This is a genomic window from Streptomyces sp. NPDC037100 (assembly GCF_055606225.1).
In genome coordinates this window covers 55421-74020 of the sequence record NZ_JBVJSX010000016.1, presented here as the reverse complement: position 1 = coordinate 74020, position 18600 = coordinate 55421, and the positions used below count along the sequence as shown (strand labels likewise).

Genomic DNA, 18600 nt, shown 5'->3' with positions numbered 1-18600 from the left:
CGAACCGCCTCGCCAGGGCGACGCCCTTGGCTGCCGCCCGTCGCCCTGCCCCCTGGTGCCTAGGCCCCGGACCGGCCCTCTTCGTCCCGCTGGCTCCCCGCCCGCACCCGGCCGCTCCCGAACCGCCTCGCCAGGTACTCCTCGAACGACCTGGTCCCCACGGCCCGGTCCGGCGTCAGGTGCCCCCCACTGCGGAAGCCCCGGTACGCCGCCCCCCACAGCGGCACGTTCACCACCGCTCGCCGTCGCCCGGACGCCTTCAGATACGCGCGGGCCAGCGACTCGAACGTCCGCACCTCGGGCCCGCCCATGTCCTCGACCCGCCCCGCCGGCGCACCCGCCGCCAGTCGGGCCAGCCGGTCCGCGACCTCGGCGACCTCGACCGGCTGGTCCCGGAGTCCGGCCGGCAGGAACAGCACCGGCAGCTTCGACAGCCCCTGGAGCAGCATGACCGGCAGGTCGTGGAACTGGGTCGCCCGCAGCACGGTCCAGCCGAGCCCCGACTCCTCGACGAGCCTCTCCACCGCGAGCTTGCTCTTGTAGTAGCGGAACGGCACCCGGTCGACGCCGACGATGGAGATGTACACGAAGTGGCGCACACGCGCCCCGCGTGCCGCCCTGATCAGGTTCGCCGCCGCCTCCTCGTCGCCCTTCTGCGACGACGCGCAGTGCACGATCGTGTCCACACCGGCGACCGCCGCGTCCAGCCCGGCACCGCCCTTGCGCAGATCGACCGCGTACGGCTCGCTGTGCCGGCTGAGTACCCGCACCTCGTGCCCGTCCGCGCGCAGCCGCTCGACGACGAGCCGGCCGAGCGTTCCGGTACCGCCGGTCACCAGGATCGTGGTCATGCTGTTCAGTCCCTTCGGACGCCCGGCGCTCCCGGACGGAGCGCCCCACGCCCACTAGGACCGAACACCCCCCGCGGAATGTGACAGACGCTCCCGGCGGTCCTACGCCCGGATGAGCTGACGCCGCGCGAACGCCAGCTTCTCCGGGTTGACGACGGCCCGCACCCCCGTGACCAGCCCGTCGCGCACCTCGATCGCCGCCAGCCCCACCAAGGTGTCGCCGGCCCACGAGGCCAGCCCGGTGGCTCCGTTGACCTCCACCGGCGTGAAGTCCAGGCCCGCCGCGAACTTCGGGCCCCCGCCCGCCAGGAAGTGGGCGATCCTCTGACCGCCCTCGATCGGCCAACGCGCCGCGGTGACCTTTCCGCCGCCGTCGCTCCACCAGGTCGCCTCGGCCGCGAGCAGCTTCTCCAGCCCGGCCAGATCACCCTCGCGGGCCGCGGTGATGAACGAGGCGACCAGCTCCTCCTGCTGCTCGGACGAGGGCTCGAACCGGGCCTGCGGCTCACCCACCCGCTGCGCGGCCCTCCGGTACAGCTGACGGCAGTTCGCCTCGCTCAGATCCAGCACCCCGGCGATTTCCCGGTGCCCGTACCCGAACGCCTCCCGCAGCACGTACACCGCCCGCTCGGTCGGCGTCAGCCGCTCCAGCAGCACCAGCATCGCCATCGACACGGCATCCCGCTGCTCGGCCGACTCCAGCGGCCCGAGCGTGCCGTCCCCGGTGACCACCGGCTCGGGCAGCCAGGTCCCGACGTACTGCTCGCGGCGGGCCCGCGCGGAGGTCAACCGGTTCAGGCAGAGGTTCGTGACGACCTTGGCGAGCCAGGCCGCCGGCTGCTCGATCCCGGCCCGGTCGGCGCCGCTGAAGCGCAGGTACGCGTCCTGGACCGCGTCCTCGGCCTCCGCGGCGGAGCCCAGCAGCCGGTAGGCGAGCGAGAACATCCGGCGCCGGTGGATCTCGAACTCGTCGGCGGTCGTCGTGGTCATACGACGCACCCTGCCAGAACGCCGTGTGCGGTGTGGGAAGGCCCGACGGCGGGCAAGGGCCGTCGTCACCGCCGCCGGGCCGGTCGGTGGGGGTCGGTCGACCCTGAGGCCGACCCTAGAAAGGACTAGACCACATCGTCAATAGGTGTGTACCAATGGCGGCCTCAAGGGGTCGGTCCGGAATGCGTATTGAGGGCCGGTCGCGCTCGGGAAGGGGTGCGACACGGTCTGTGAGGCAGCCCACACACCTCGCCCCTTTGCATGTCGATCAGGCGTGGCACACTGGCCGTGTACCAGTAGCAGCGCACTCCGGGGTCGGTGAAAGTCCGAACCGGCGGTTACAGTCCGCGACCCGGTCGCCTCCAGCGACCGGTTGACCAGGTGAAATTCCTGGACCGACGGTTAAAGTCCGGATGGGAGGCAGTGCGCGGCGAGCGGGCATTCGTGCGCGCCGCCGAGAAGTCCGTCCTCGTGACGGACTTTGTCCGGCGTCGTCCCCGGTGTCCCTGCTCGTATCTTCTGTCGTCATCGACAGCCCCGGAGTCCGTGCCCGAAGAGGCAGGAGGACCCGGGAAGTGTTCACCGGAATCGTCGAAGAGCTGGGCGAGGTCACCGCCGTCGAGACCCTCGACGACGCCTGTCGCTTCCGCGTGCGCGGCCCAGTTGTCACCCAAGGCGCCAAGCACGGCGACTCGATCGCCGTGAACGGCGTGTGCCTCACGGTCGTCGACCACGAGGGCGACGAGTTCACGGCCGACGTCATGGCCGAGACCCTGAACCGCTCCAGCCTCGGTGCCCTGAGGGCCGGATCCCGCGTCAACCTCGAACGCCCCATGGCCGTCGGCGAACGCCTCGGCGGGCACATCGTGCAGGGCCACGTGGACGGCACCGGCGAGATCCTGGAGCGCAAGCCCTCCGAGCACTGGGAGATCGTGAAGATCTCCCTCCCCGCGGACCTCACCCGCTACGTGGTCGAGAAGGGCTCCATCACCGTCGACGGCATCAGCCTCACCGTCGTCGACGCCGGCCCCGACCACTTCACCGTGAGCCTCATCCCCACCACCCTCGACCTGACCACGCTCGGCCACAAGCAGCCCGGCGACCCGGTCAACCTCGAAGTGGACGTCATCGCCAAGTACGTCGAGCGGATGCTGGGCGACCGTGCGCAGGGGGCCGGCCGGTGAACACGCTGAACTCCGAGGCGTTCGCCCTCTTCGGCCAGCACATCCTCTGGTCCGACATGGTCGGCAACCTCTTCGGCCTGGCCGCCCTCGCCCTCGGCTGGCGGCGCTCCATCTGGACCTGGCCGGTGCAGTTCCTGGCCGGCCTCATCCTCTTCGGCGCCTTCTACGGCCACCTCACCGGCAGCGCGGGCAAGCAGGCGGTCGTCATGATCGTCGCCCTGTACGGCTGGTGGCAGTGGCAGCGCGGCAAGGGCCGGGGAGAGGACGGCCACATCGCCGTGCGGTTCGCCACCTGGCGCGAGCGCGCCGCGATGACGGCGGCGGCCGCCGCCGGCACGGTCGCAGTGGCGCTGCTGTTCAAGGCGTACCCGACCCTGTCCTGGGACCCCTGGCCCGACGCCTACATCTTCGTCGGCACCGTCGTCGCGATGTACGCCCAGGCCCGCGGCATGGTCGAGTTCTGGTTCGCCTGGCTCCTCGTCGACGTCGTCGGCGTCCCCCTGAACTTCGCCAACGGCTACGCCTTCTCCGGCTTCGTCTACGTCATCTACGGAGCGCTCGTCCTGTGGGGCCTGCGCGACTGGTGGCTGCGCTCGCGTCAGGCCGCGCGGCCCACCCTGGAAGGAGCGCCGGCATGAGCGCCGCAACCACCCTGTACAGCACCGACGACATCGAGAACTTCGCGCTCGACCCCGTGCAGCAGGCCATCGCCGACATCGCGGCCGGCCGCCCCGTCGTGGTCGTCGACGACGAGGACCGGGAGAACGAGGGCGACCTCGTCATCGCCGCGGAGAAGGCCACCCCCGAGATCGTCGCCTTCATGATGAGCGAGTGCCGCGGCCTGATCTGCGCCCCCATGGAGGGCGACGAACTGGACCGGCTGAAGCTCCCGCAGATGGTCGACGACAACACCGAGTCGATGAAGACCGCCTTCACGGTCTCCGTCGACGCCTCCGCCGCGCACGGCGTCAGCACCGGCATCTCCGCCTCCGACCGCGCCACCACCCTCCGGCTGCTCGCCGACGGCGTCTCCGAGCCCGACGACTTCGTCCGCCCCGGCCACATCTTCCCGCTGCGCGCCCGGCCCGGCGGCGTCCTCACCCGCAACGGCCACACCGAGGCCGCAGTGGACCTCGCCCGACTCGCGGGCCTGCGCCCGGCCGGAGCGATCGTCGAGATCGCCGGCGAGGACGGCACCATGCTGCGCCTGCCCGAGCTGATCCCCTTCGCCCGCAAGCACGGCCTGACGATCATCTCCATCGAGGACCTGATCGCCTACCGCCGCAGCAGCGAACCCACCGTCCGCCGCGAGGCCAGGACCCAACTGCCCACCGCCCACGGCACCTTCACGGCCCACGGCTACCGCTCCACCGTCGACGGCGTCGAGCACGTCGCCCTGGTGCACGGCGAGATCGGCGACGGCCAGGACGTCCTCGTGCGCGTCCACTCCGAATGCCTCACCGGTGACGTCTTCGGCTCGGCCCGCTGCGACTGCGGCCCCCAGCTCGACGCCTCCCTCGCCCGCATCCAGGAGGAGGGCCGGGGCGTCGTGGTCTACCTGCGCGGACACGAGGGCCGCGGCATCGGCCTGATGTCCAAGCTGCGCGCCTACGAACTCCAGGAGCGCGGCCGCGACACCCTCGACGCCAACCTCGAACTCGGCCTGCCCGCCGACGCCCGCGACTACGCGGCCGGCGCGCAGATCCTCGCCGACCTCGGTGTGCGCGGCGTCCGGCTGCTGACCAACAACCCCGACAAGACCGACGCGCTCGTCCGCCACGGCATCGCGGTCAGGGCCCGCGTGCCGATGCCCGTGCACGCCGGCGAGCACAACCTCCGCTACCTGCGCACCAAGCGGGACCGGATGGGCCACGACCTGCCCTGGCTGGACACGACCACCGTGCCGGCCTGCGGCAACCAGTAAGAGAGCACAGAGGAGAGACGTGAGCGGCAAGGGTGCACCGGAACTGTCCGTACGCAATGTGGGTGACCTCCGGGTCGCCGTCATCGCGGCACAGTGGCACGAGAAGGTGATGAACGGCCTGGTCGACGGCGCCCTGCGCGCCCTGCACGACCTGGGCATCGACGAGCCGACCCTGCTCAGGGTCCCCGGCAGCTGGGAGCTCCCGGTCGTCGCCAAGGTCCTCGCGGGCCGCGGCTACGACGCGATCGTCGCCCTCGGCGTCGTCATCCGCGGCGGAACCCCCCACTTCGAGTACGTGTGCCAGGGCGTGACCCAGGGCCTCACCCAGGTCTCCGTCGACACCGGCGTCCCCGTCGGCTTCGGCGTGCTGACCTGTGACACCGAGGAACAGGCCCTGGACCGCGCCGGAATCGAGGGCTCCCACGAGGACAAGGGGCACGAGGCGGTGACCGCTGCGGTGGCGACCGCGGCCACCCTCCGCTCAGTATCCGAACCCTGGCACTGACGAAAGGCACACGTGGCATAGGCTGAGCGTCACCATGTCCAAGAAGACGTTCGAGGAGCTCTTCACCGAGCTCCAGCACAAGGCCGCCCAGGGCGACCCCGCCACTTCCCGCACCGCAGAGCTGGTCGGCAAGGGCGTCCACGCCATCGGCAAGAAGGTCGTCGAAGAGGCCGCCGAGGTGTGGATGGCCGCCGAGTACGAGGGCAAGGAAGCCGCCGCCGAGGAGATCTCGCAGCTGCTGTACCACGTCCAGGTGATGATGGTCGCCCGCGGCATCTCCCTCGACGACGTCTACGCCCACCTCTGAGCCGCATCCCCTTTCCCGTCAGACACCACGCAAAGGAAGCCGACCTCATGCTGCGCATCGCCGTCCCCAACAAGGGTTCCCTGTCCGGCCCTGCGGCGGAGATGCTGCATGAGGCCGGCTACCAGCAGCGCCGCGAGTCCAAGGAACTGCGGATCGTCGACCCGGTGAACGAGGTCGAGTTCTTCTACCTCCGCCCCCGCGACATCGCGATCTACGTCGCCTCCGGGCAGCTCGACATCGGCCTCACCGGCCGGGACCTGCTCATCGACTCCGGCGCCGAAGCCGAGGAGATCCTCGCCCTCGGCTTCGCCCGCTCCACCTTCCGCTACGCCACCAAGCCCGGCACGATCAGCGGCCTGGCGGACCTGACCGGCAAGACGATCGCGACCTCCTACGAGGGCATCGTCGCGGCGCACCTCGCCGAGCACGGCATCGACGCCTCCGTCGTCCACCTCGACGGCGCCGTCGAGACCGCCATCCAGCTCGGCGTCGCCCAGGTCATCGCCGACGTCGTCGAGACCGGCACCTCGCTGCGCAACGCGGGCCTGGAGGTCGCCGGCGAGCCGATCATGCAGTCCGAGGCCGTGGTGATCCGACGCACCGGCGCGGAGGCCGACGACCCCAAGGTGCAGCAGTTCCTGCGCCGTCTCCAGGGCGTCCTGGTCGCGCGGACGTACGTGATGATGGACTACGACTGCCGTGTCGAGCAGCTGGAGAAGGCCGTCGCCCTCACGCCCGGCCTGGAGTCCCCGACCGTCTCCCCGCTGCACAACGAGGGCTGGGTCGCGGTCCGCGCCATGGTTCCGGCCAAGGAAGCCCAGCGGATCATGGACGACCTGTACGACATCGGCGCCCGGGCCATCCTGACCACGGCCATCCACGCCTGCCGTCTCTGAGGGGCGTACGCGCGATGTCCGATCTGCCCACCCTGCCCGTCACGTTCCGGCCGGGCAGCACCCGCGTGGTGCTGCTCACCGCGGCCGTCGCCATCTTCGTGGTGATCACGGCGGTCGCGATGCTGCTGAAGCAGCTCAGCCCCGCCGAGCGCGTCAGCTTCGTCTTCACGGCGCTCCTGCTGGACGCCGTGCTGCTCCTCCTGGCACGTCCCAAGGTGGTCGTCGACGAGAACGGCGTCACTGTCGTCAATCTCACGAACAAGCGCCGGCTGGAGTGGGCGGAGATCCTCCAGGTGACCCTCCGGCCCGGCGACCCCTGGGTGTTCCTCAACCTCAGCGACGGCACCAGCCTGCCTGCTCTGGGCATCCAGCCGGGCCTGGCCAAGCAGCGTGCGATCGCCGACGCCCGGGCGCTGCGGGCGCTTGTCGAGGCCCGTTCCGCGGCGGACCCCGAGCGGCGTCAGGACTGACCCGGGGAGATCCTCAGGGCGGTCACCCTGCCGCATCGGGCCATGTCTTGATTAATCTGTTTCCGGAGGCGCGAACGGACGCGCCTCCGCCCCTGCCGCCCCGCCCGGTGCGCCAGGGGCTCCTGCTAACCGAGGAGTGACCCTCTCCGGCGATGGACGGATCGTCCTGCAGTACCTGCGCCGCCCCCTGCCGACATAGCGCGTATCCCGTTCTCGGGGTACGTGACCGTGTGGAGGCGGCGGCATCATGACCACCCCCCTGCTGCTCCTGGCAGCCGCGTTCCTGCTGATTCTCGCCAACGGATTCTTCGTGGCGGCCGAATTCGGACTCGTGACGGTCGAGCGGCCCGAGGCCGAGAAGGCCGCCGCCGAGGGCGACCGGCGCGCCCACCGTGTCGTGGAATCGCTCAAGGAACTGTCCTTCCAGCTCTCCGGCACCCAGCTCGGCATCACCATCACCTCGCTCGTCGTCGGCATGCTCGCCGAACCGGCGCTGGCCGAGCTGCTGCACGGCCCGTTCACCTCGATCGGTATCCCCGAGGGAGCCGTCTCCGGTGTCACGGTCGTGGTCGGCATGCTGCTGGCCTCCGCCGTGCAGATGGTGATCGGCGAGCTCCTGCCCAAGAACTGGGCGGTGTCCCGGCCGTTGCAGGTCGCGCGCTTCGTCGCGGGCCCGCAGCACGTCTTCGCCCGGTTGTTCCGCCCGGTGATCGCCGGCCTCAACGCCGTCGCGAACCGGCTCGTGCGCGCCCTGGGCATCGAACCGGCCGAGGAGCTGGCCTCCGCCCGCACCCCCGGCGAACTGGTCTCCCTGGCCCGCCACTCGGCCCTGGCCGGCGCCCTGGAGCAGGACACCGCCGACCTGTTCGTCCGGACCCTGTCCCTGGGAGAGCTGACCGCGCAGCACGTGATGACGCCGCGCGTGAAGGTCAGTGCCCTGCAGTCCTCGGCCACCGCGGAGGACGTCGTCAACCTGACCCGGGCCACGGGCCTGTCCCGCTTCCCGGTCTACCGGGAGAAGATCGACGAGGTCGTCGGCATGGCCCACCTCAAGGACGCCCTGGCCGTGCCCGTCCAGGACCGGCTGCGCACCCCCGTCGGACACATCGCCCGTCCGGCGCTGCTCGTCCCCGAGACGCTGCCCGTGCGGCCGCTCCTCACCCGCCTGCGCAGTGAGCAGCCCATCGCGGTCGTCGTCGACGAGTACGGCGGCACCGCCGGTGTCGTCACGCTGGAGGACATCGTCGAGGAGATCGTCGGCGAGGTCCGCGACGAGCACGACGGACACGACCTGCCCGAGCTGGCCGCCGCGCCGCCGGAGGACGGCAGGCCCGCCTGGGACGTCGACGGCAGCTGCCGGGTCGACATCCTGCTGCGCATAGGCCTCGACGTGCCCGAGGGCCCGTACGAGACGGTCGCGGGCCTGATCGCCGACCTGCTGGGCCGTATCCCGGCCGTCGGCGACAAGGCGGAGCTGCCCGGCTGGCGGCTCTCGGTGCGCCAGGTCGGCCACTACCGCGCGGAGCGGGTCCGCCTCGTACGGACCGCACCGGTGGTCTCCATGGCGGAGGCCGTCCGATGAGCGTGCTCCAACTCCTCTTCGCCGCGCTGCTCGTGCTCGCCAACGGCTTCTTCGTCGGCGCCGAGTTCGCGCTGGTCTCCGTCCGCCGCAGCCAGATCGAGCCGCTCGGCACCGCCCGTGCCCGGCAGGTCCTCTACGGTCTTGAGCGGCTGCCGCAGATGATGGCGGCGGCCCAGTTCGGCATCACGATCTGCTCCCTCACCCTCGGCGCGGTCGCCGAACCGACGGTCGCGCACCTGCTGGAGCCGGTCTTCGAGTGGATCCACCTGCCGCACGGCATGATCCATCCGCTGACCTACGTCATCGCCCTCGCCGCGGTGGTCTTCTTCCACCTCGTCATCGGCGAGATGCTCCCGAAGAACCTGGCGATGGCGGCCCCCGAGAAGGTCGCGCTGTGGCTCAGCCCCGGCCTGGTCTGGTTCGCGCGCTTCTGCAAGCCGATCACCGCCGCGCTGGGCGCCGTCTCGCAGGGCATCCTGCGGCTCTTCAACGTCGAGCCGAAGGACGAGGTCGAGGCCGTCTTCACCAGCGAGCAGCTCAACCGGCTGGTGGAGGACGCCGGCCAGGCGGGCCTGCTCGACCCCGAGGAGGCCGAGAGGCTGGAGGACGCCCTGGAGCTGGGCTCCCGCCCGGTGACGGACGTCCTGCTCAAGCGGGAGTCGCTGGTGACGGTCCGCCCGGCGGTCACGCCCGGGCGGATCGTCGAGCTCACCGCCCGCACCGGCTACTCCCGGTTCCCGGTCGCCGCGGACACCGGCGCGTTCATGGGGTACCTGCACGTCAAGGACGTCCTCGACCTGGAGGACTCCGACCGGGCCGTGCCGCAGCACCTGTGGCGCCCCATGACGACCCTGCGGCCCGAGCTGCCCCTCGACGACGCGCTGACGGTGATGCGGCGCGCGGCGACCCACCTGGCCCAGGTGGCCGACGCGTCCGGGAAGGTGCTCGGGCTGGTCGCGCTGGAGGACGTGCTCGAGCTGCTGGTGGGTGAGGTACGGGACCCCGCGCATCGTCAGGTGCGCGAGGTGAGGCTGACCGAACCCAGGAGCAGCGGGGCGTCGGAGGAGGTACTGGCCACGTAGCGGCCGGCCGGTCCTCACAGTCCGGGCGGGTCCTGCGGCGCCCGCCCGGACAGCACCTCTCCGTACGCCTGCATCAGATCCGGCAACCGCAGTGTCGCCAGATCCTCCCGGCCCAGCACCCCGGGATACACGGACAGCCGCAGATCCCGGTACGCACAGCTCTTCTCGTACAGCGTCCGCAGGAACCGCCCGTTGCCCAGCTCGTCGATCCACCCCTGGTCCACCACGTGCCCGGCGATGGACCGCAGCTCGTCCAGGGCCTCGTCGTCCCACAGGTCGCCGTTCTCGGCCGCCAGCACCCTGCCGATCTCGGTGAGTTCGAGCGGCCGGTACGAGGGGAAGTCGACGCGGGTGGTGAAACGGGACGACAGCCCGGGGTTCGCGGCGAACAGGCGGTCCATGCCCTCCGGGTAGCCGGCCAGGATCACCACCAGGTGGTCCCGGTTGTCCTCCGCGCGCTTCAGCAGCACCTGCAGGGCCTCGTCGCCGTACGCGTCCCCCTTGCCGTAACCCGAGTTGGACAGCGCGTAGGCCTCGTCGACGAAGAGAACGCCCCCGAGGGCCGAGTCGATCAGTTCGTTCGCCTTCACGGCCGTCTGCCCGAGATACTCGCCGACCAGGTCGGCCCGCTGCGCCTCCACGAGATGATCGCCGCCGAGCAGCCCGAGGGCGTAGAAGACGCGGCCCAGGATGCGGGCGACGGTCGTCTTGCCGGTGCCGGAGGGGCCGGAGAAGACGAAGTGGCGTTTCGGCGGCTGGACCGGGAGTCCCTGCCCGGCTCGCAGCCGGGCCATGTTCAACTGCGCCGACAGCGCCTTGACCTGGCGCTTCACCGGCTCCAGGCCCACCATGCGTTCGAGCTCGGCGAGCGCCTCCTCCAGTAACGCCGGGTCGGTGGGCCCGGCGGGCAGGGAGGGAGCGGGGCTCATCCGCTCGCGGACCGGCGGTCCGGTCACCGGCGGCAGCGGGGCGATCGGCGGCTCGAGGTCGGGCAGTCGCAGATCGCGCCCCTCCAGGCCGAAGAGCGGATCGAATCCGTCCGGACCGTCCACGGCGTCCTGGCCCGCCCCGGTGAGCGTGATCGCCGCGAGGTCCGTGGCCTCGTCGTACCCGTCGCCCTCGGCGATGGCGGCGAGCCGGGCGGAGGTGTCCATGAAGGCCGGGTCGACCCGGTGCACGGCCCGGTACAGGGGGAGCGCGGCGGCGCTGCGGCCGGTGCCCTCGTGCGCCCGGGCCAGCCAATAGCGCAGCTCCTTGCGCTGGGGCTGCTCGCTGCGACAGCGCATCAGCGCGGCGGACAGCAGGGGTTCGGCCTGGCCGTACATCTCCAGGCGCACCCGGGCCATACCGCCGAACAGGCCCGCCTCGATGCCGAGCATCGCATCGCCGAGCAGGGGGTCGGTGTGGCGGACCAGCTGCTCCCAGTCCTTGACCAGATAGGCGCGGCAGGCGTGCAGGAAGCGGACCTGGTGGTCGGTGTCCACGGGCGGCAGTCCGGCGAGGGCTCGGTCCAGCTCGGGGACGTGCCGACCGTCCAGCCAGTGGGAGGCGTGCGCGAGCAGCAGATCTCGGGGGCTCTCCAGTACGGGCTGCACCCACCAGCCCAGCCAGTACCAGGAGTTGAGCGTGCGGTGGTAGCGGGAGCGCTGTTCGCCGAAACGGTCCCGGTGCCGGAACATCCGCAGCAGCGCCGTCGTGGTGTCGACGCGCAACGCGTGCAGCCCGAGCCAGGCGTCGGCCATCCCGGAGTCCATCCGCACGGCGGCCCGGAACTCCTCCTCCGCCTGCGGATACGCGCCCATGGTGTAGGCGTCCACGCCTCGCAGCCAGGCGAGGTCGGCCGGGGCCTGTGGGCCCTGCGTGCCGAAGTCCATCACGTCCCCCACGAACCGTGCCCCCGTCGGTATGCCAACGAGCCGTCCCCCAGCCGACTGCCCTGCTCTGAACCGCTGTGCCACGGACCGGAGTTGCACCGTGCGCGAAGCAACCGTCCGTAGGCCGCGACGAGGGCATCGTACCTGCGGGGGCGGCGCGCCCGTAGGGTGCCGCACGGGCCGTTCGGCGAGGTGGGAGCGGATGCGGCGGACGCGTGCGCGGTGACCCAGGGTGAGCGCTCGGCGTCACGCGGCGGGCGGAAATCCGGAAGAAGACAGAACGAAGCCCCCGATCACGGGGGAACAACCGGGGGCTTCGCGTCTGTGGGCGACTCCGATGCCGCACATTGAGAACGTAAGACCTGTACGGCCCAGCGGTCAAGCCGAGTTGAAGCACTCCGGCAAGTTGTCCTGCAAGGCCTTTCACAGGTTCAGCACACCGCGGGCGGTCCGTCACCGTGCGTGAGGGGCTGGTCCGGTCCAACGGTCCCCGCAGGTCCCGCGAGCACCTCATATCCCTTCTCCCGCTGCCGTACCAGAAGGTCGGCGAACGGCCGCGAAGGGTCGACGGCGAAATGCCGGCGTTCCGCGGGGACCCACCCGTCCCAGAACTCCCGCTGCTCCTCCCCGTCCCGGGACCGTCCCCGCGCCCAGGCCTCCTCGCGCGGCAGCTCCATCCACAGCAGCAGGGCCAGGTGCGGGCGCAGCGCACGGCGCCCCGCCCCGACACCCTCGACGAGGATCACCGGCGCGGGCGGGAGCGAACGCGGGGAGCCGAAGCGGCGGGCTCGCCAGTCGTAGGGGGCGTAGTGCGCGGTCCTGCCGTGGGTGAGCGGTTCGATCACCTGGTCCATCAGGCGGCCGGTCCAGTCGAACAGTGCGTCGTGGCTGGCGACGTCGTCGAGGCGCAGCACCGGCACACCGTCCAGCGCCGCGGCCAACTGTGCGGCGAACGTGCTCTTTCCGGACCCGGCGTGCCCGTCGACTCCCACGAGCCGGACGGGGCCGCAGGCGGGGGAGAGGCCGCGGATCCGGGCGGCCAGATCACGGACGGCGGGGCCCGGTGCGGGGCGGAAGGACGGATTCATGTCGCTCAGCACTCTAACGACGGTGTCTGCCGCGGGCGCCGCCGGCCGACGGTGTCTTCCGTGGGCGCGGCACAGTGAATGGTGTCTGCCGCGGGCGCCGCCGGTCTTCGGTGTCTTCCGTGGGCGCGGCACAGTGAATGGTGTCTGCCGCGGGCGCCGCCGGTCTTCGGTGTCTTCCGTGGGCGCGGCAGCGTGAACGGTGTCTGCCGCGGACGCCACCGGTCGAGCGGTGTCCTGGCGTGGACGGCACTGCTGCCGGTGTCCGCCGCGGGCGCCACTGGTCGACGCCAATATTGGTGGGCGCGGCGCGCGTCGAAGTGCTGGCAGGACACGGCCGCCTGTGCTCATATGTGGCGCACGCACGGACACGACCAGCCGTGCGACGGACCTGCTCCGCACCTGTCCGACTCCGACATCCGGGGGCCTCGCCATGCGCAGAGCCGAACAGCCGTCCCGTCGAACCGTCCTGGCCGCCGCGGTCGCCGCCGCCGCCGCCGTCACCGCGAGCGCGGGCCCGGCGGCCGCCGACCCCGAGGCCCTCATGCCGACCGACCCCGCCGACCCCGCCCGGGCGGTCCCGGCCCGTACCGTCGACAACCGGTTCTGGGTCTCGTACGGCGACTGGTCCGGCGGCACGGCGAAGGGCACCCGGGCCGTAGCGGGCGCCCGCCCGGGCGTGGTCATCGCCAAGCCCGCCGGGACGGTCGACTACACGGACCCGCACACCGGCACCACCGCCGCCTGGGAGTACGCCACCTGGACGTCCCCCGTCCACCGGCTCGCCGTCCCCGCGACCGAGGCGATCGTCTCCTGGAACGCGCACACCCCGGCCGGCACCTGGATCCAGGCCGAGATCAAGGGCACCTACACCGACGGCTCCAGCACGCCCTGGTACGTGATGGGCCGCTGGGCGGCCGGCGACCGGGACATCCGCCGCACCTCGGTCGACGGCCAGAGCGACACCAAGAGCACGGTCTGGACCGACACGCTGGCGATCGACGACCCGTCGACCGGCCTGCGCCTGGCCTCCTACCGGCTGCGACTGACCCTCCACCGCAAGCCCGGCACCAAAGCCACCCCCACCGTGTGGCGGCTCGGCGCCATGGGCTCGGACGTGCCCGACCGCTTCACCGTCCCGGCGTCCGCACCCCGCCTGGCGAAGGAACTGGCGGTCCCGCGTTACTCCCAGGAGATCCACAAGGGCCGGTACCCCGAGTACGACAACGGCGGCGAGGCCTGGTGCAGCCCGACCTCCTCCCAGATGGTCATCGAGTACTGGGGCGGCCGGCTCACCGCCGGGCAACTGGACTGGGTCGATCCCGCGTACGACGACCCGCAGGTGTGCCACGCGGCCCGCTTCACCTACGACTACCAGTACGCGGGCTGCGGCAACTGGCCGTTCAACGCCGCCTACGCGGCCACCTTCAAGGACCTCCAGGGCGTGGTCACCCGGCTCGGCTCGCTCACCGAACTGGAGACGCTGATCGCCGCGGGCGTCCCGGCCATAACGTCCCAGTCGTTCCTGAAGGAGGAGCTGACCGGCGCCGGATACGGCACCGCGGGGCACCTGATGACCGTCGTCGGCTTCACGGCCGACGGTGACGTGATCGCCAACGACCCCTTCTCGGCGACCAACGAGGCCGTGCGGCGCGTCTACCGGCGGCGCGAGTTCGAGAACATCTGGCTCCGCACCAAGCGGTACAACGCCTCCGGCAAGGTCGTCTCGGGTACCGGCGGCGTCTGCTACCTGTACTTCCCGGCCCGCCCGAACGCGGCCCAGCGCACGGCGCTGGCGGCCGTGGGCGTGCGCGTGTGACCGAGCTTACGGCCGCAAAAGCCGCCTCAGGTGGCAAGGTGGACGGAACTCCGGGGGGATTCCGTCCGCACCACCGATCCAGCGAGAAGCCATGACCGCACAGTCAGCCACCGCCCACCGCGCCCGCACCGGCGGACCCCGGGACGACGGCCCGAAGATCGTCGAGCACCTCATGGGCTGGGTTCTCGTCGTGGTCGTCGCGATGCTCGTGACCCGGCTCGGGCTGCTGTGACCTGACCCACGGTCCGGCGGTGAGGCCTGCCATACTGCGGAGGTCCCACCCCGCCCGTTGAGACCAGGGTCGAAATTGAATATCAGCCCCCAGCCTGCCGCGCGCCCCAGGGCCCGCGGCACCGAGCGCTCGATGGCGCGCCGTGCCGAACTCATCGCCATCGGGCGGAGGTTGTTCGCCGACACTTCGTACGACGCCCTGTCGATGGACGACATCGCCCGGCAGGCGCACGTCGCCAAGGGGCTGATCTACTACTACTTCCAGTCCAAGCGCGGCTACTACCTGGCCATCGTCCAGGACTCGGTCACCGAACTGCTCACTCTCGCGGCGAGCGGTCCGGAACTGCCCCCGGTCGACCGGGTCCAGCGCACCATCGACAGCTATCTGCGCTACGCCGAGCACAATCAGGCCGCGTACCGCACGATCGTGAGCGGCGGTGTCGGCTTCGACACCGAGGTGCACGCCATCCGTGACGGAGTGCGCGAGGCCGTCGTGACCACCATCGCCGAGGGGGCGTACGGTCGCGCCGACGTCACCCCGCTGGCACGGATGGGACTGCTGTCCTGGGTGTGCAGTGTCGAGGGAGCCACGCTCGAGTGGATCGACCGCCCCGAACTGCCCCGCGGCACCATGTGCGAGCTGCTGGTGAAGACCCTCGGCGGCGCCCTGCGCGCGATCGAGGAACTCGACCCCGCCCACCCGGCCCCGCAGCCCGCCCACCCGGCCCCGCAGCCCGCGCGCCGGGGCCTGTGACCGAGGGGCGGAGGGCCGCCGCGGCCCCCCCGCCCCTTTGTCCGTGCCCTACCTGATCGCCTTGATCAGCTCCCCCTTCGCCGTGTCGCCGCTCAGCTCCCAGAAGAACGTGCCGCCCAGGCCCTGCTGGTTCTTGTAGTTCATCTTGGTGCCGATGGTCGCCGGGGTGTCGTAACTCCACCAGTTGCCGCCGCACTTGGCGTACGCCGTGCCGGCCACGGTTCCGGTCGCCGGGCACGTGGTCTTGAGCACCTTGTAGTCCTCGATGCCCTGCTCGTAGGTGCCGGCCGCCGGGCCGGTGGCGGTGCCGCCGGGGGCCGCCTGGGTGACGCCGGTCCAGCCGCGGCCGTAGAAGCCGATGCCGAGCAGCAGCTTCGAGGCGGGGATGCCGAGGCCCTTGAGCTTGGCGATGGTCGCAGAGCTGTGGTTGTCCGCCTTGGGGATGCCGGAGTACGAGGTCAGCGGCGAGTGCGGGGCCGTCGGCCCGGCGGCGTCCCAGGCGCCGAAGAAGTCGTACGTCATCGGGTTGTACCAGTCGACGTACTGGGCGGCGCCCGCGTAGTCCGCCGCGTCGATCTTTCCGCCCGGGGCGGCGTCGGCGGTGATCGCCGCGGTCACGAGGTTCCGCTGACCGAACTTGGCCCGCAGCGCCTGCATCAGGTCCCTGAAGGCGGCCTTGCCGCTGGTGTCGCAGGTGGCGCCGCAGGTGTTCGGGTACTCCCAGTCGATGTCGATGCCGTCGAACACGTCCGCCCACTTGGAGTTCTCGACGAGGTCGTAGCAGGACTGGGCGAAGGCGGCCGGGTTCTTCGCGGCCTCGCCGAAGCCGCCCGACCAGGTCCAGCCGCCGAAGGACCACAGGACCTTGAGGTTCGGGTGCTTCTGCTTCAGCTTGCGCAGCTGGTTGAAGTTGCCGCGCAGCGGCTGGTCCCAGGTGTCGGCCTTGCCGTCGACGGACTCGGCGACGGTGTAGGCCCGGTCGGTGGCGGCGTAGCCGTCGCCCATGGCGCACTTGCCGCCGGTGACGTTGCCGAAGGCGTAGTTGATGTGGGTGAGCCTGCCGCCCGATCCGGACGTCTCGATGTTCTTGACGTAGTACTTGCGGTCGTAGGTGCCCCATTCGGTGAAGTACCCGATGACCTTGGAGCCGGCGGCCCTGGCGGCGGGAGCGGGCTTCGCGTCTGCGGCGGCCTCCTGAGCCGAGGTCGCCGCGGTGGCGGAGGTGCCCGCGGCCGGCAGACCGGCGCCGAGGACGGCGCAACAGGCCGCGGACACGATGGCCCGGAAGCGGAATCGGTGGGGGGTGTGCATCCGGTGTCTCCTCGTGGGGAGAGGGAACGCGCGCCGATTGGCATGAACGCGGTGAATCGGTGGAGCGAAACAGTAGGAGGACTAGACCAGTTGGTCAATGGTGCGGACCAATTTCGCCGCCCCCGACGCGCTCGGCCATTTCTTGAAGTAAGCGGTCGTTAACTGGTGACTCGATGCCTCCGATCGGGCATACTCACAGCGCACAGCCGCTGGTCAGCAGCGTCCGAGACCCGGGACTGCAAGCATCGGCCAGGCACCAGAACGACCCGGCGGCGCCGCCCCCACCCTTGGGCCCGTCCGCCAGTGCCCGACAGGGAGGAGAGCGTCGCCATGCCCGACCGCGCCCCGCAGCCGGTGGACCGACAACTGCCCACGGAGGAGGCCCGGGACCTGATCTCGCTCGTGCGTGACATCGCGCAGCAGGAGATCACCCCGAAGGCGGCCGAGGAGGAGGACGCCGGCCGCTTCCCGCGTGAGCTGTTCACACTGCTCTCCCGTTCCGGACTGCTCGGCCTGCCGTACGACTCCGAGTACGGCGGTGGCGACCAGCCCTACGAGGTGTACCTCCAGGTCCTGGAGGAGCTGGCCGCCGCCCGCCTCACCGTCGGCCTCGGCGTCAGCGTGCACTCCCTGGCCTCCTACGCCCTCGCCGCCTACGGCACCAAGGAACAGCAGGTCGAGCACCTGCCGGCGATGCTCGGCGGCGGCCTGCTCGGCGCCTACTGCCTCTCCGAGCCGCACTCCGGATCGGACGCGGCCGCCCTGCGCACCAAGGCCGTGCGGGACGGCGACGACTGGGTGATCACCGGCACCAAGGCCTGGATCACCCACGGCGGGATCGCCGACTTCTACACGGTCATGGCCCGCACCGGCGAGGAGGGACCACGCGGGATCACGGCCTTCCTGGTGCCGGGTGACGCGGAGGGCGTGAGTGCCGCCGTGCCGGAGAAGAAGATGGGCATGAAGGGCTCGCCCACCGCGCAGGTCCACTTCGACGGTGTCCGCGTCCCGGACGACCGGCGCATCGGCGAGGAGGGCCAGGGCTTCGCGATCGCCCTGTCCTCGCTCGACTCGGGACGGCTCGGCATCTCGGCCTGCGCCATCGGCGTGGCGCAGGCGGCTCTCGACGAGGCTCTGGCCTATGCGACCGAAAGGCGCCAGTTCGGCAAGCCGATCGCCGACTTCCAGGGGCTGCGCTTCATGCTCGCCGACATGGCGACGCAGATCGAGTCGGGGCGTGCGCTCTACCTCGCGGCGGCACGGCTGAAGGATGCCGGCCGGCCGTTCGCCAGGCAGGCCGCCATGGCCAAGCTGCACTGCACCGACACGGCGATGCGGGTCACCACCGACGCCGTGCAGATCCTCGGCGGCTACGGCTACACCGCCGACTTCCCGGCCGAGCGCTACATGCGCGAGGCCAAGGTGCTGCAGATCGTGGAGGGCACCAATCAGATCCAGCGGATGGTCATCGCCCGCCATCTCGTGGGTCCAGAGGGACGCTGAACTGGTCGAGGCCCCGCCACGGGGCCGCGAGCCGCATCCACTCCGGGTCGTGCCGACCCGGCAGGGTGCGGCCGCCCTCGGCCCAGGTCCGCATCAAGTCGCGGTAGATCGGCGGGTCCTGATAGCGGGACGGGGCCGGCCGAACCGATTCTGCGGGCGGCGGGACGTACAGGAGGCGCTGACGCCCGGTCGCTGAGGAGATGGGGGTCATGCCAGGGCAACGCGGCAAAGC

General features: G+C 71.3%; 19 protein-coding genes and 1 riboswitch. Of the genes, 13 read left to right on the top strand and 6 right to left on the bottom strand.

Features of this window, described 5'->3' with window-relative positions; genetic code table 11:
* Positions 1-59 precede the first annotated feature (59 nt).
* Together ACZ7EG_RS36310 and ACZ7EG_RS36305 are read right to left on the bottom strand one after the other, a co-directional pair.
* Positions 60-851, bottom strand: coding sequence for an SDR family oxidoreductase (locus ACZ7EG_RS36310; protein ID WP_471088525.1), 792 nt, complete (start codon positions 849-851; stop codon positions 60-62).
* Between the two features lie 102 nt (positions 852-953).
* Positions 954-1841 (bottom strand): RNA polymerase sigma-70 factor, encoded by an 888-nt coding sequence (locus ACZ7EG_RS36305; RefSeq protein WP_471088523.1) that lies wholly within the window; start codon positions 1839-1841, stop codon positions 954-956.
* 300 nt (positions 1842-2141) lie between these two features.
* A riboswitch (FMN riboswitch) is annotated at positions 2142-2272 on the top strand.
* A gap of 144 nt (positions 2273-2416) precedes the next feature.
* Between ACZ7EG_RS36305 and ACZ7EG_RS36300 the strand changes: the two genes are divergently transcribed.
* From ACZ7EG_RS36300 to ACZ7EG_RS36260, 9 genes are all read left to right on the top strand, one after another.
* The gene (locus tag ACZ7EG_RS36300) at positions 2417-3025 is read left to right on the top strand and encodes a riboflavin synthase (protein ID WP_471088521.1); all 609 of its coding nucleotides are present in this window, start codon (positions 2417-2419) and stop codon (positions 3023-3025) included.
* Entirely contained in the window at positions 3022-3663 is a 642-nt protein-coding gene (locus ACZ7EG_RS36295) for a nicotinamide mononucleotide transporter family protein (protein ID WP_471088519.1), read from the top strand. Before ACZ7EG_RS36300 ends, ACZ7EG_RS36295 begins: the two co-directional genes overlap by 4 nt.
* Positions 3660-4949, top strand: coding sequence for a bifunctional 3,4-dihydroxy-2-butanone-4-phosphate synthase/GTP cyclohydrolase II (locus ACZ7EG_RS36290; RefSeq protein ID WP_471088517.1), 1290 nt, complete (start codon positions 3660-3662; stop codon positions 4947-4949). Before ACZ7EG_RS36295 ends, ACZ7EG_RS36290 begins: the two co-directional genes overlap by 4 nt.
* Before the next feature lie 19 nt (positions 4950-4968).
* The gene (gene ribH / locus ACZ7EG_RS36285; RefSeq protein ID WP_403583060.1) at positions 4969-5454 is read left to right on the top strand and encodes a 6,7-dimethyl-8-ribityllumazine synthase; all 486 of its coding nucleotides are present in this window, start codon (positions 4969-4971) and stop codon (positions 5452-5454) included.
* A 34-nt stretch (positions 5455-5488) separates the two neighbouring features.
* The gene (locus tag ACZ7EG_RS36280) at positions 5489-5761 is read left to right on the top strand and encodes a phosphoribosyl-ATP diphosphatase (RefSeq protein ID WP_019983911.1); all 273 of its coding nucleotides are present in this window, start codon (positions 5489-5491) and stop codon (positions 5759-5761) included.
* Between the two features lie 47 nt (positions 5762-5808).
* On the top strand, positions 5809-6657 hold the full coding sequence (hisG, locus tag ACZ7EG_RS36275; RefSeq protein WP_471088515.1) for an ATP phosphoribosyltransferase: 849 nt from the start codon (positions 5809-5811) through the stop codon (positions 6655-6657).
* Between the two features lie 14 nt (positions 6658-6671).
* Positions 6672-7127 carry a PH domain-containing protein gene (locus tag ACZ7EG_RS36270; RefSeq protein WP_471088513.1) on the top strand — a complete coding sequence of 152 codons (456 nt, stop codon included), beginning with the start codon at positions 6672-6674 and terminating at the stop codon, positions 7125-7127.
* Between the two features lie 247 nt (positions 7128-7374).
* On the top strand, positions 7375-8709 hold the full coding sequence (locus ACZ7EG_RS36265; RefSeq protein WP_189589338.1) for a hemolysin family protein: 1335 nt from the start codon (positions 7375-7377) through the stop codon (positions 8707-8709).
* The gene (locus ACZ7EG_RS36260; protein ID WP_471088511.1) at positions 8706-9791 is read left to right on the top strand and encodes a hemolysin family protein; all 1086 of its coding nucleotides are present in this window, start codon (positions 8706-8708) and stop codon (positions 9789-9791) included. Before ACZ7EG_RS36265 ends, ACZ7EG_RS36260 begins: the two co-directional genes overlap by 4 nt.
* A gap of 14 nt (positions 9792-9805) precedes the next feature.
* Here the strand turns inward: ACZ7EG_RS36260 and ACZ7EG_RS36255 are convergent, their stop codons facing one another.
* On the bottom strand, positions 9806-11665 hold the full coding sequence (locus ACZ7EG_RS36255) for an AAA family ATPase (RefSeq protein ID WP_471088623.1): 1860 nt from the start codon (positions 11663-11665) through the stop codon (positions 9806-9808).
* Positions 11666-12096: 431 nt separating this feature from the next.
* Positions 12097-12753, bottom strand: a complete 657-nt coding sequence (locus tag ACZ7EG_RS36250; RefSeq protein WP_471088509.1) for a uridine kinase family protein — start codon at positions 12751-12753, stop codon at positions 12097-12099.
* A gap of 430 nt (positions 12754-13183) precedes the next feature.
* On the opposite strand from ACZ7EG_RS36250, the gene ACZ7EG_RS36245 reads away from it, so the two are divergent.
* From ACZ7EG_RS36245 to ACZ7EG_RS36235, 3 genes are all read left to right on the top strand, one after another.
* Positions 13184-14569, top strand: a complete 1386-nt coding sequence (locus tag ACZ7EG_RS36245) for a peptidase C39 family protein (RefSeq protein WP_471088507.1) — start codon at positions 13184-13186, stop codon at positions 14567-14569.
* Between the two features lie 91 nt (positions 14570-14660).
* A complete protein-coding gene (locus tag ACZ7EG_RS36240; RefSeq protein ID WP_351642595.1) occupies positions 14661-14801 on the top strand; it encodes an SCO1431 family membrane protein in 141 nt (46 codons plus the stop codon).
* Between the two features lie 75 nt (positions 14802-14876).
* On the top strand, positions 14877-15554 hold the full coding sequence (locus ACZ7EG_RS36235; RefSeq protein WP_471088505.1) for a TetR/AcrR family transcriptional regulator: 678 nt from the start codon (positions 14877-14879) through the stop codon (positions 15552-15554).
* Positions 15555-15602: 48 nt separating this feature from the next.
* On the opposite strand, the gene ACZ7EG_RS36230 is transcribed toward ACZ7EG_RS36235, so the two are convergent.
* Positions 15603-16865 (bottom strand): glycoside hydrolase family 18 protein, encoded by a 1263-nt coding sequence (locus ACZ7EG_RS36230; RefSeq protein WP_471088503.1) that lies wholly within the window; start codon positions 16863-16865, stop codon positions 15603-15605.
* A 330-nt stretch (positions 16866-17195) separates the two neighbouring features.
* Between ACZ7EG_RS36230 and ACZ7EG_RS36225 the strand changes: the two genes are divergently transcribed.
* Positions 17196-18368 (top strand): acyl-CoA dehydrogenase, encoded by a 1173-nt coding sequence (locus tag ACZ7EG_RS36225; protein ID WP_471088501.1) that lies wholly within the window; start codon positions 17196-17198, stop codon positions 18366-18368.
* Here ACZ7EG_RS36225 and ACZ7EG_RS36220 read toward each other — a convergent pair.
* Positions 18331-18579: a hypothetical protein gene (locus ACZ7EG_RS36220; protein WP_471088499.1), complete on the bottom strand. Its 249-nt coding sequence runs from the start codon at positions 18577-18579 to the stop codon at positions 18331-18333. The two genes, ACZ7EG_RS36225 and ACZ7EG_RS36220, sit on opposite strands and share 38 nt — an antisense overlap.
* Positions 18580-18600 lie beyond the last annotated feature (21 nt).

What these genes read in the sequence shown, in the direction of transcription:
- ACZ7EG_RS36250 (WP_471088509.1), bottom strand. Translation starts at nt 12,753, where the DNA reads ATGAATCCGTCCTTCCGCCCCGCACCGGGCCCCGCCGTCCGTGATCTG.
- ACZ7EG_RS36290 (WP_471088517.1), top strand. Translation starts at nt 3,660, where the DNA reads ATGAGCGCCGCAACCACCCTGTACAGCACCGACGACATCGAGAACTTC.
- ACZ7EG_RS36255 (WP_471088623.1), bottom strand. Translation starts at nt 11,665, where the DNA reads ATGGACTTCGGCACGCAGGGCCCACAGGCCCCGGCCGACCTCGCCTGG.
- ACZ7EG_RS36260 (WP_471088511.1), top strand. Translation starts at nt 8,706, where the DNA reads ATGAGCGTGCTCCAACTCCTCTTCGCCGCGCTGCTCGTGCTCGCCAAC.
- ACZ7EG_RS36305 (WP_471088523.1), bottom strand. Translation starts at nt 1,841, where the DNA reads ATGACCACGACGACCGCCGACGAGTTCGAGATCCACCGGCGCCGGATG.
- ACZ7EG_RS36310 (WP_471088525.1), bottom strand. Translation starts at nt 851, where the DNA reads ATGACCACGATCCTGGTGACCGGCGGTACCGGAACGCTCGGCCGGCTC.
- hisG (WP_471088515.1), top strand. Translation starts at nt 5,809, where the DNA reads ATGCTGCGCATCGCCGTCCCCAACAAGGGTTCCCTGTCCGGCCCTGCG.
- ACZ7EG_RS36280 (WP_019983911.1), top strand. Translation starts at nt 5,489, where the DNA reads ATGTCCAAGAAGACGTTCGAGGAGCTCTTCACCGAGCTCCAGCACAAG.
- ACZ7EG_RS36225 (WP_471088501.1), top strand. Translation starts at nt 17,196, where the DNA reads ATGCCCGACCGCGCCCCGCAGCCGGTGGACCGACAACTGCCCACGGAG.
- ACZ7EG_RS36245 (WP_471088507.1), top strand. Translation starts at nt 13,184, where the DNA reads ATGCGCAGAGCCGAACAGCCGTCCCGTCGAACCGTCCTGGCCGCCGCG.
- ACZ7EG_RS36265 (WP_189589338.1), top strand. Translation starts at nt 7,375, where the DNA reads ATGACCACCCCCCTGCTGCTCCTGGCAGCCGCGTTCCTGCTGATTCTC.
- ACZ7EG_RS36220 (WP_471088499.1), bottom strand. Translation starts at nt 18,579, where the DNA reads ATGACCCCCATCTCCTCAGCGACCGGGCGTCAGCGCCTCCTGTACGTC.
- ACZ7EG_RS36240 (WP_351642595.1), top strand. Translation starts at nt 14,661, where the DNA reads ATGACCGCACAGTCAGCCACCGCCCACCGCGCCCGCACCGGCGGACCC.
- ACZ7EG_RS36270 (WP_471088513.1), top strand. Translation starts at nt 6,672, where the DNA reads ATGTCCGATCTGCCCACCCTGCCCGTCACGTTCCGGCCGGGCAGCACC.
- ACZ7EG_RS36230 (WP_471088503.1), bottom strand. Translation starts at nt 16,865, where the DNA reads ATGCACACCCCCCACCGATTCCGCTTCCGGGCCATCGTGTCCGCGGCC.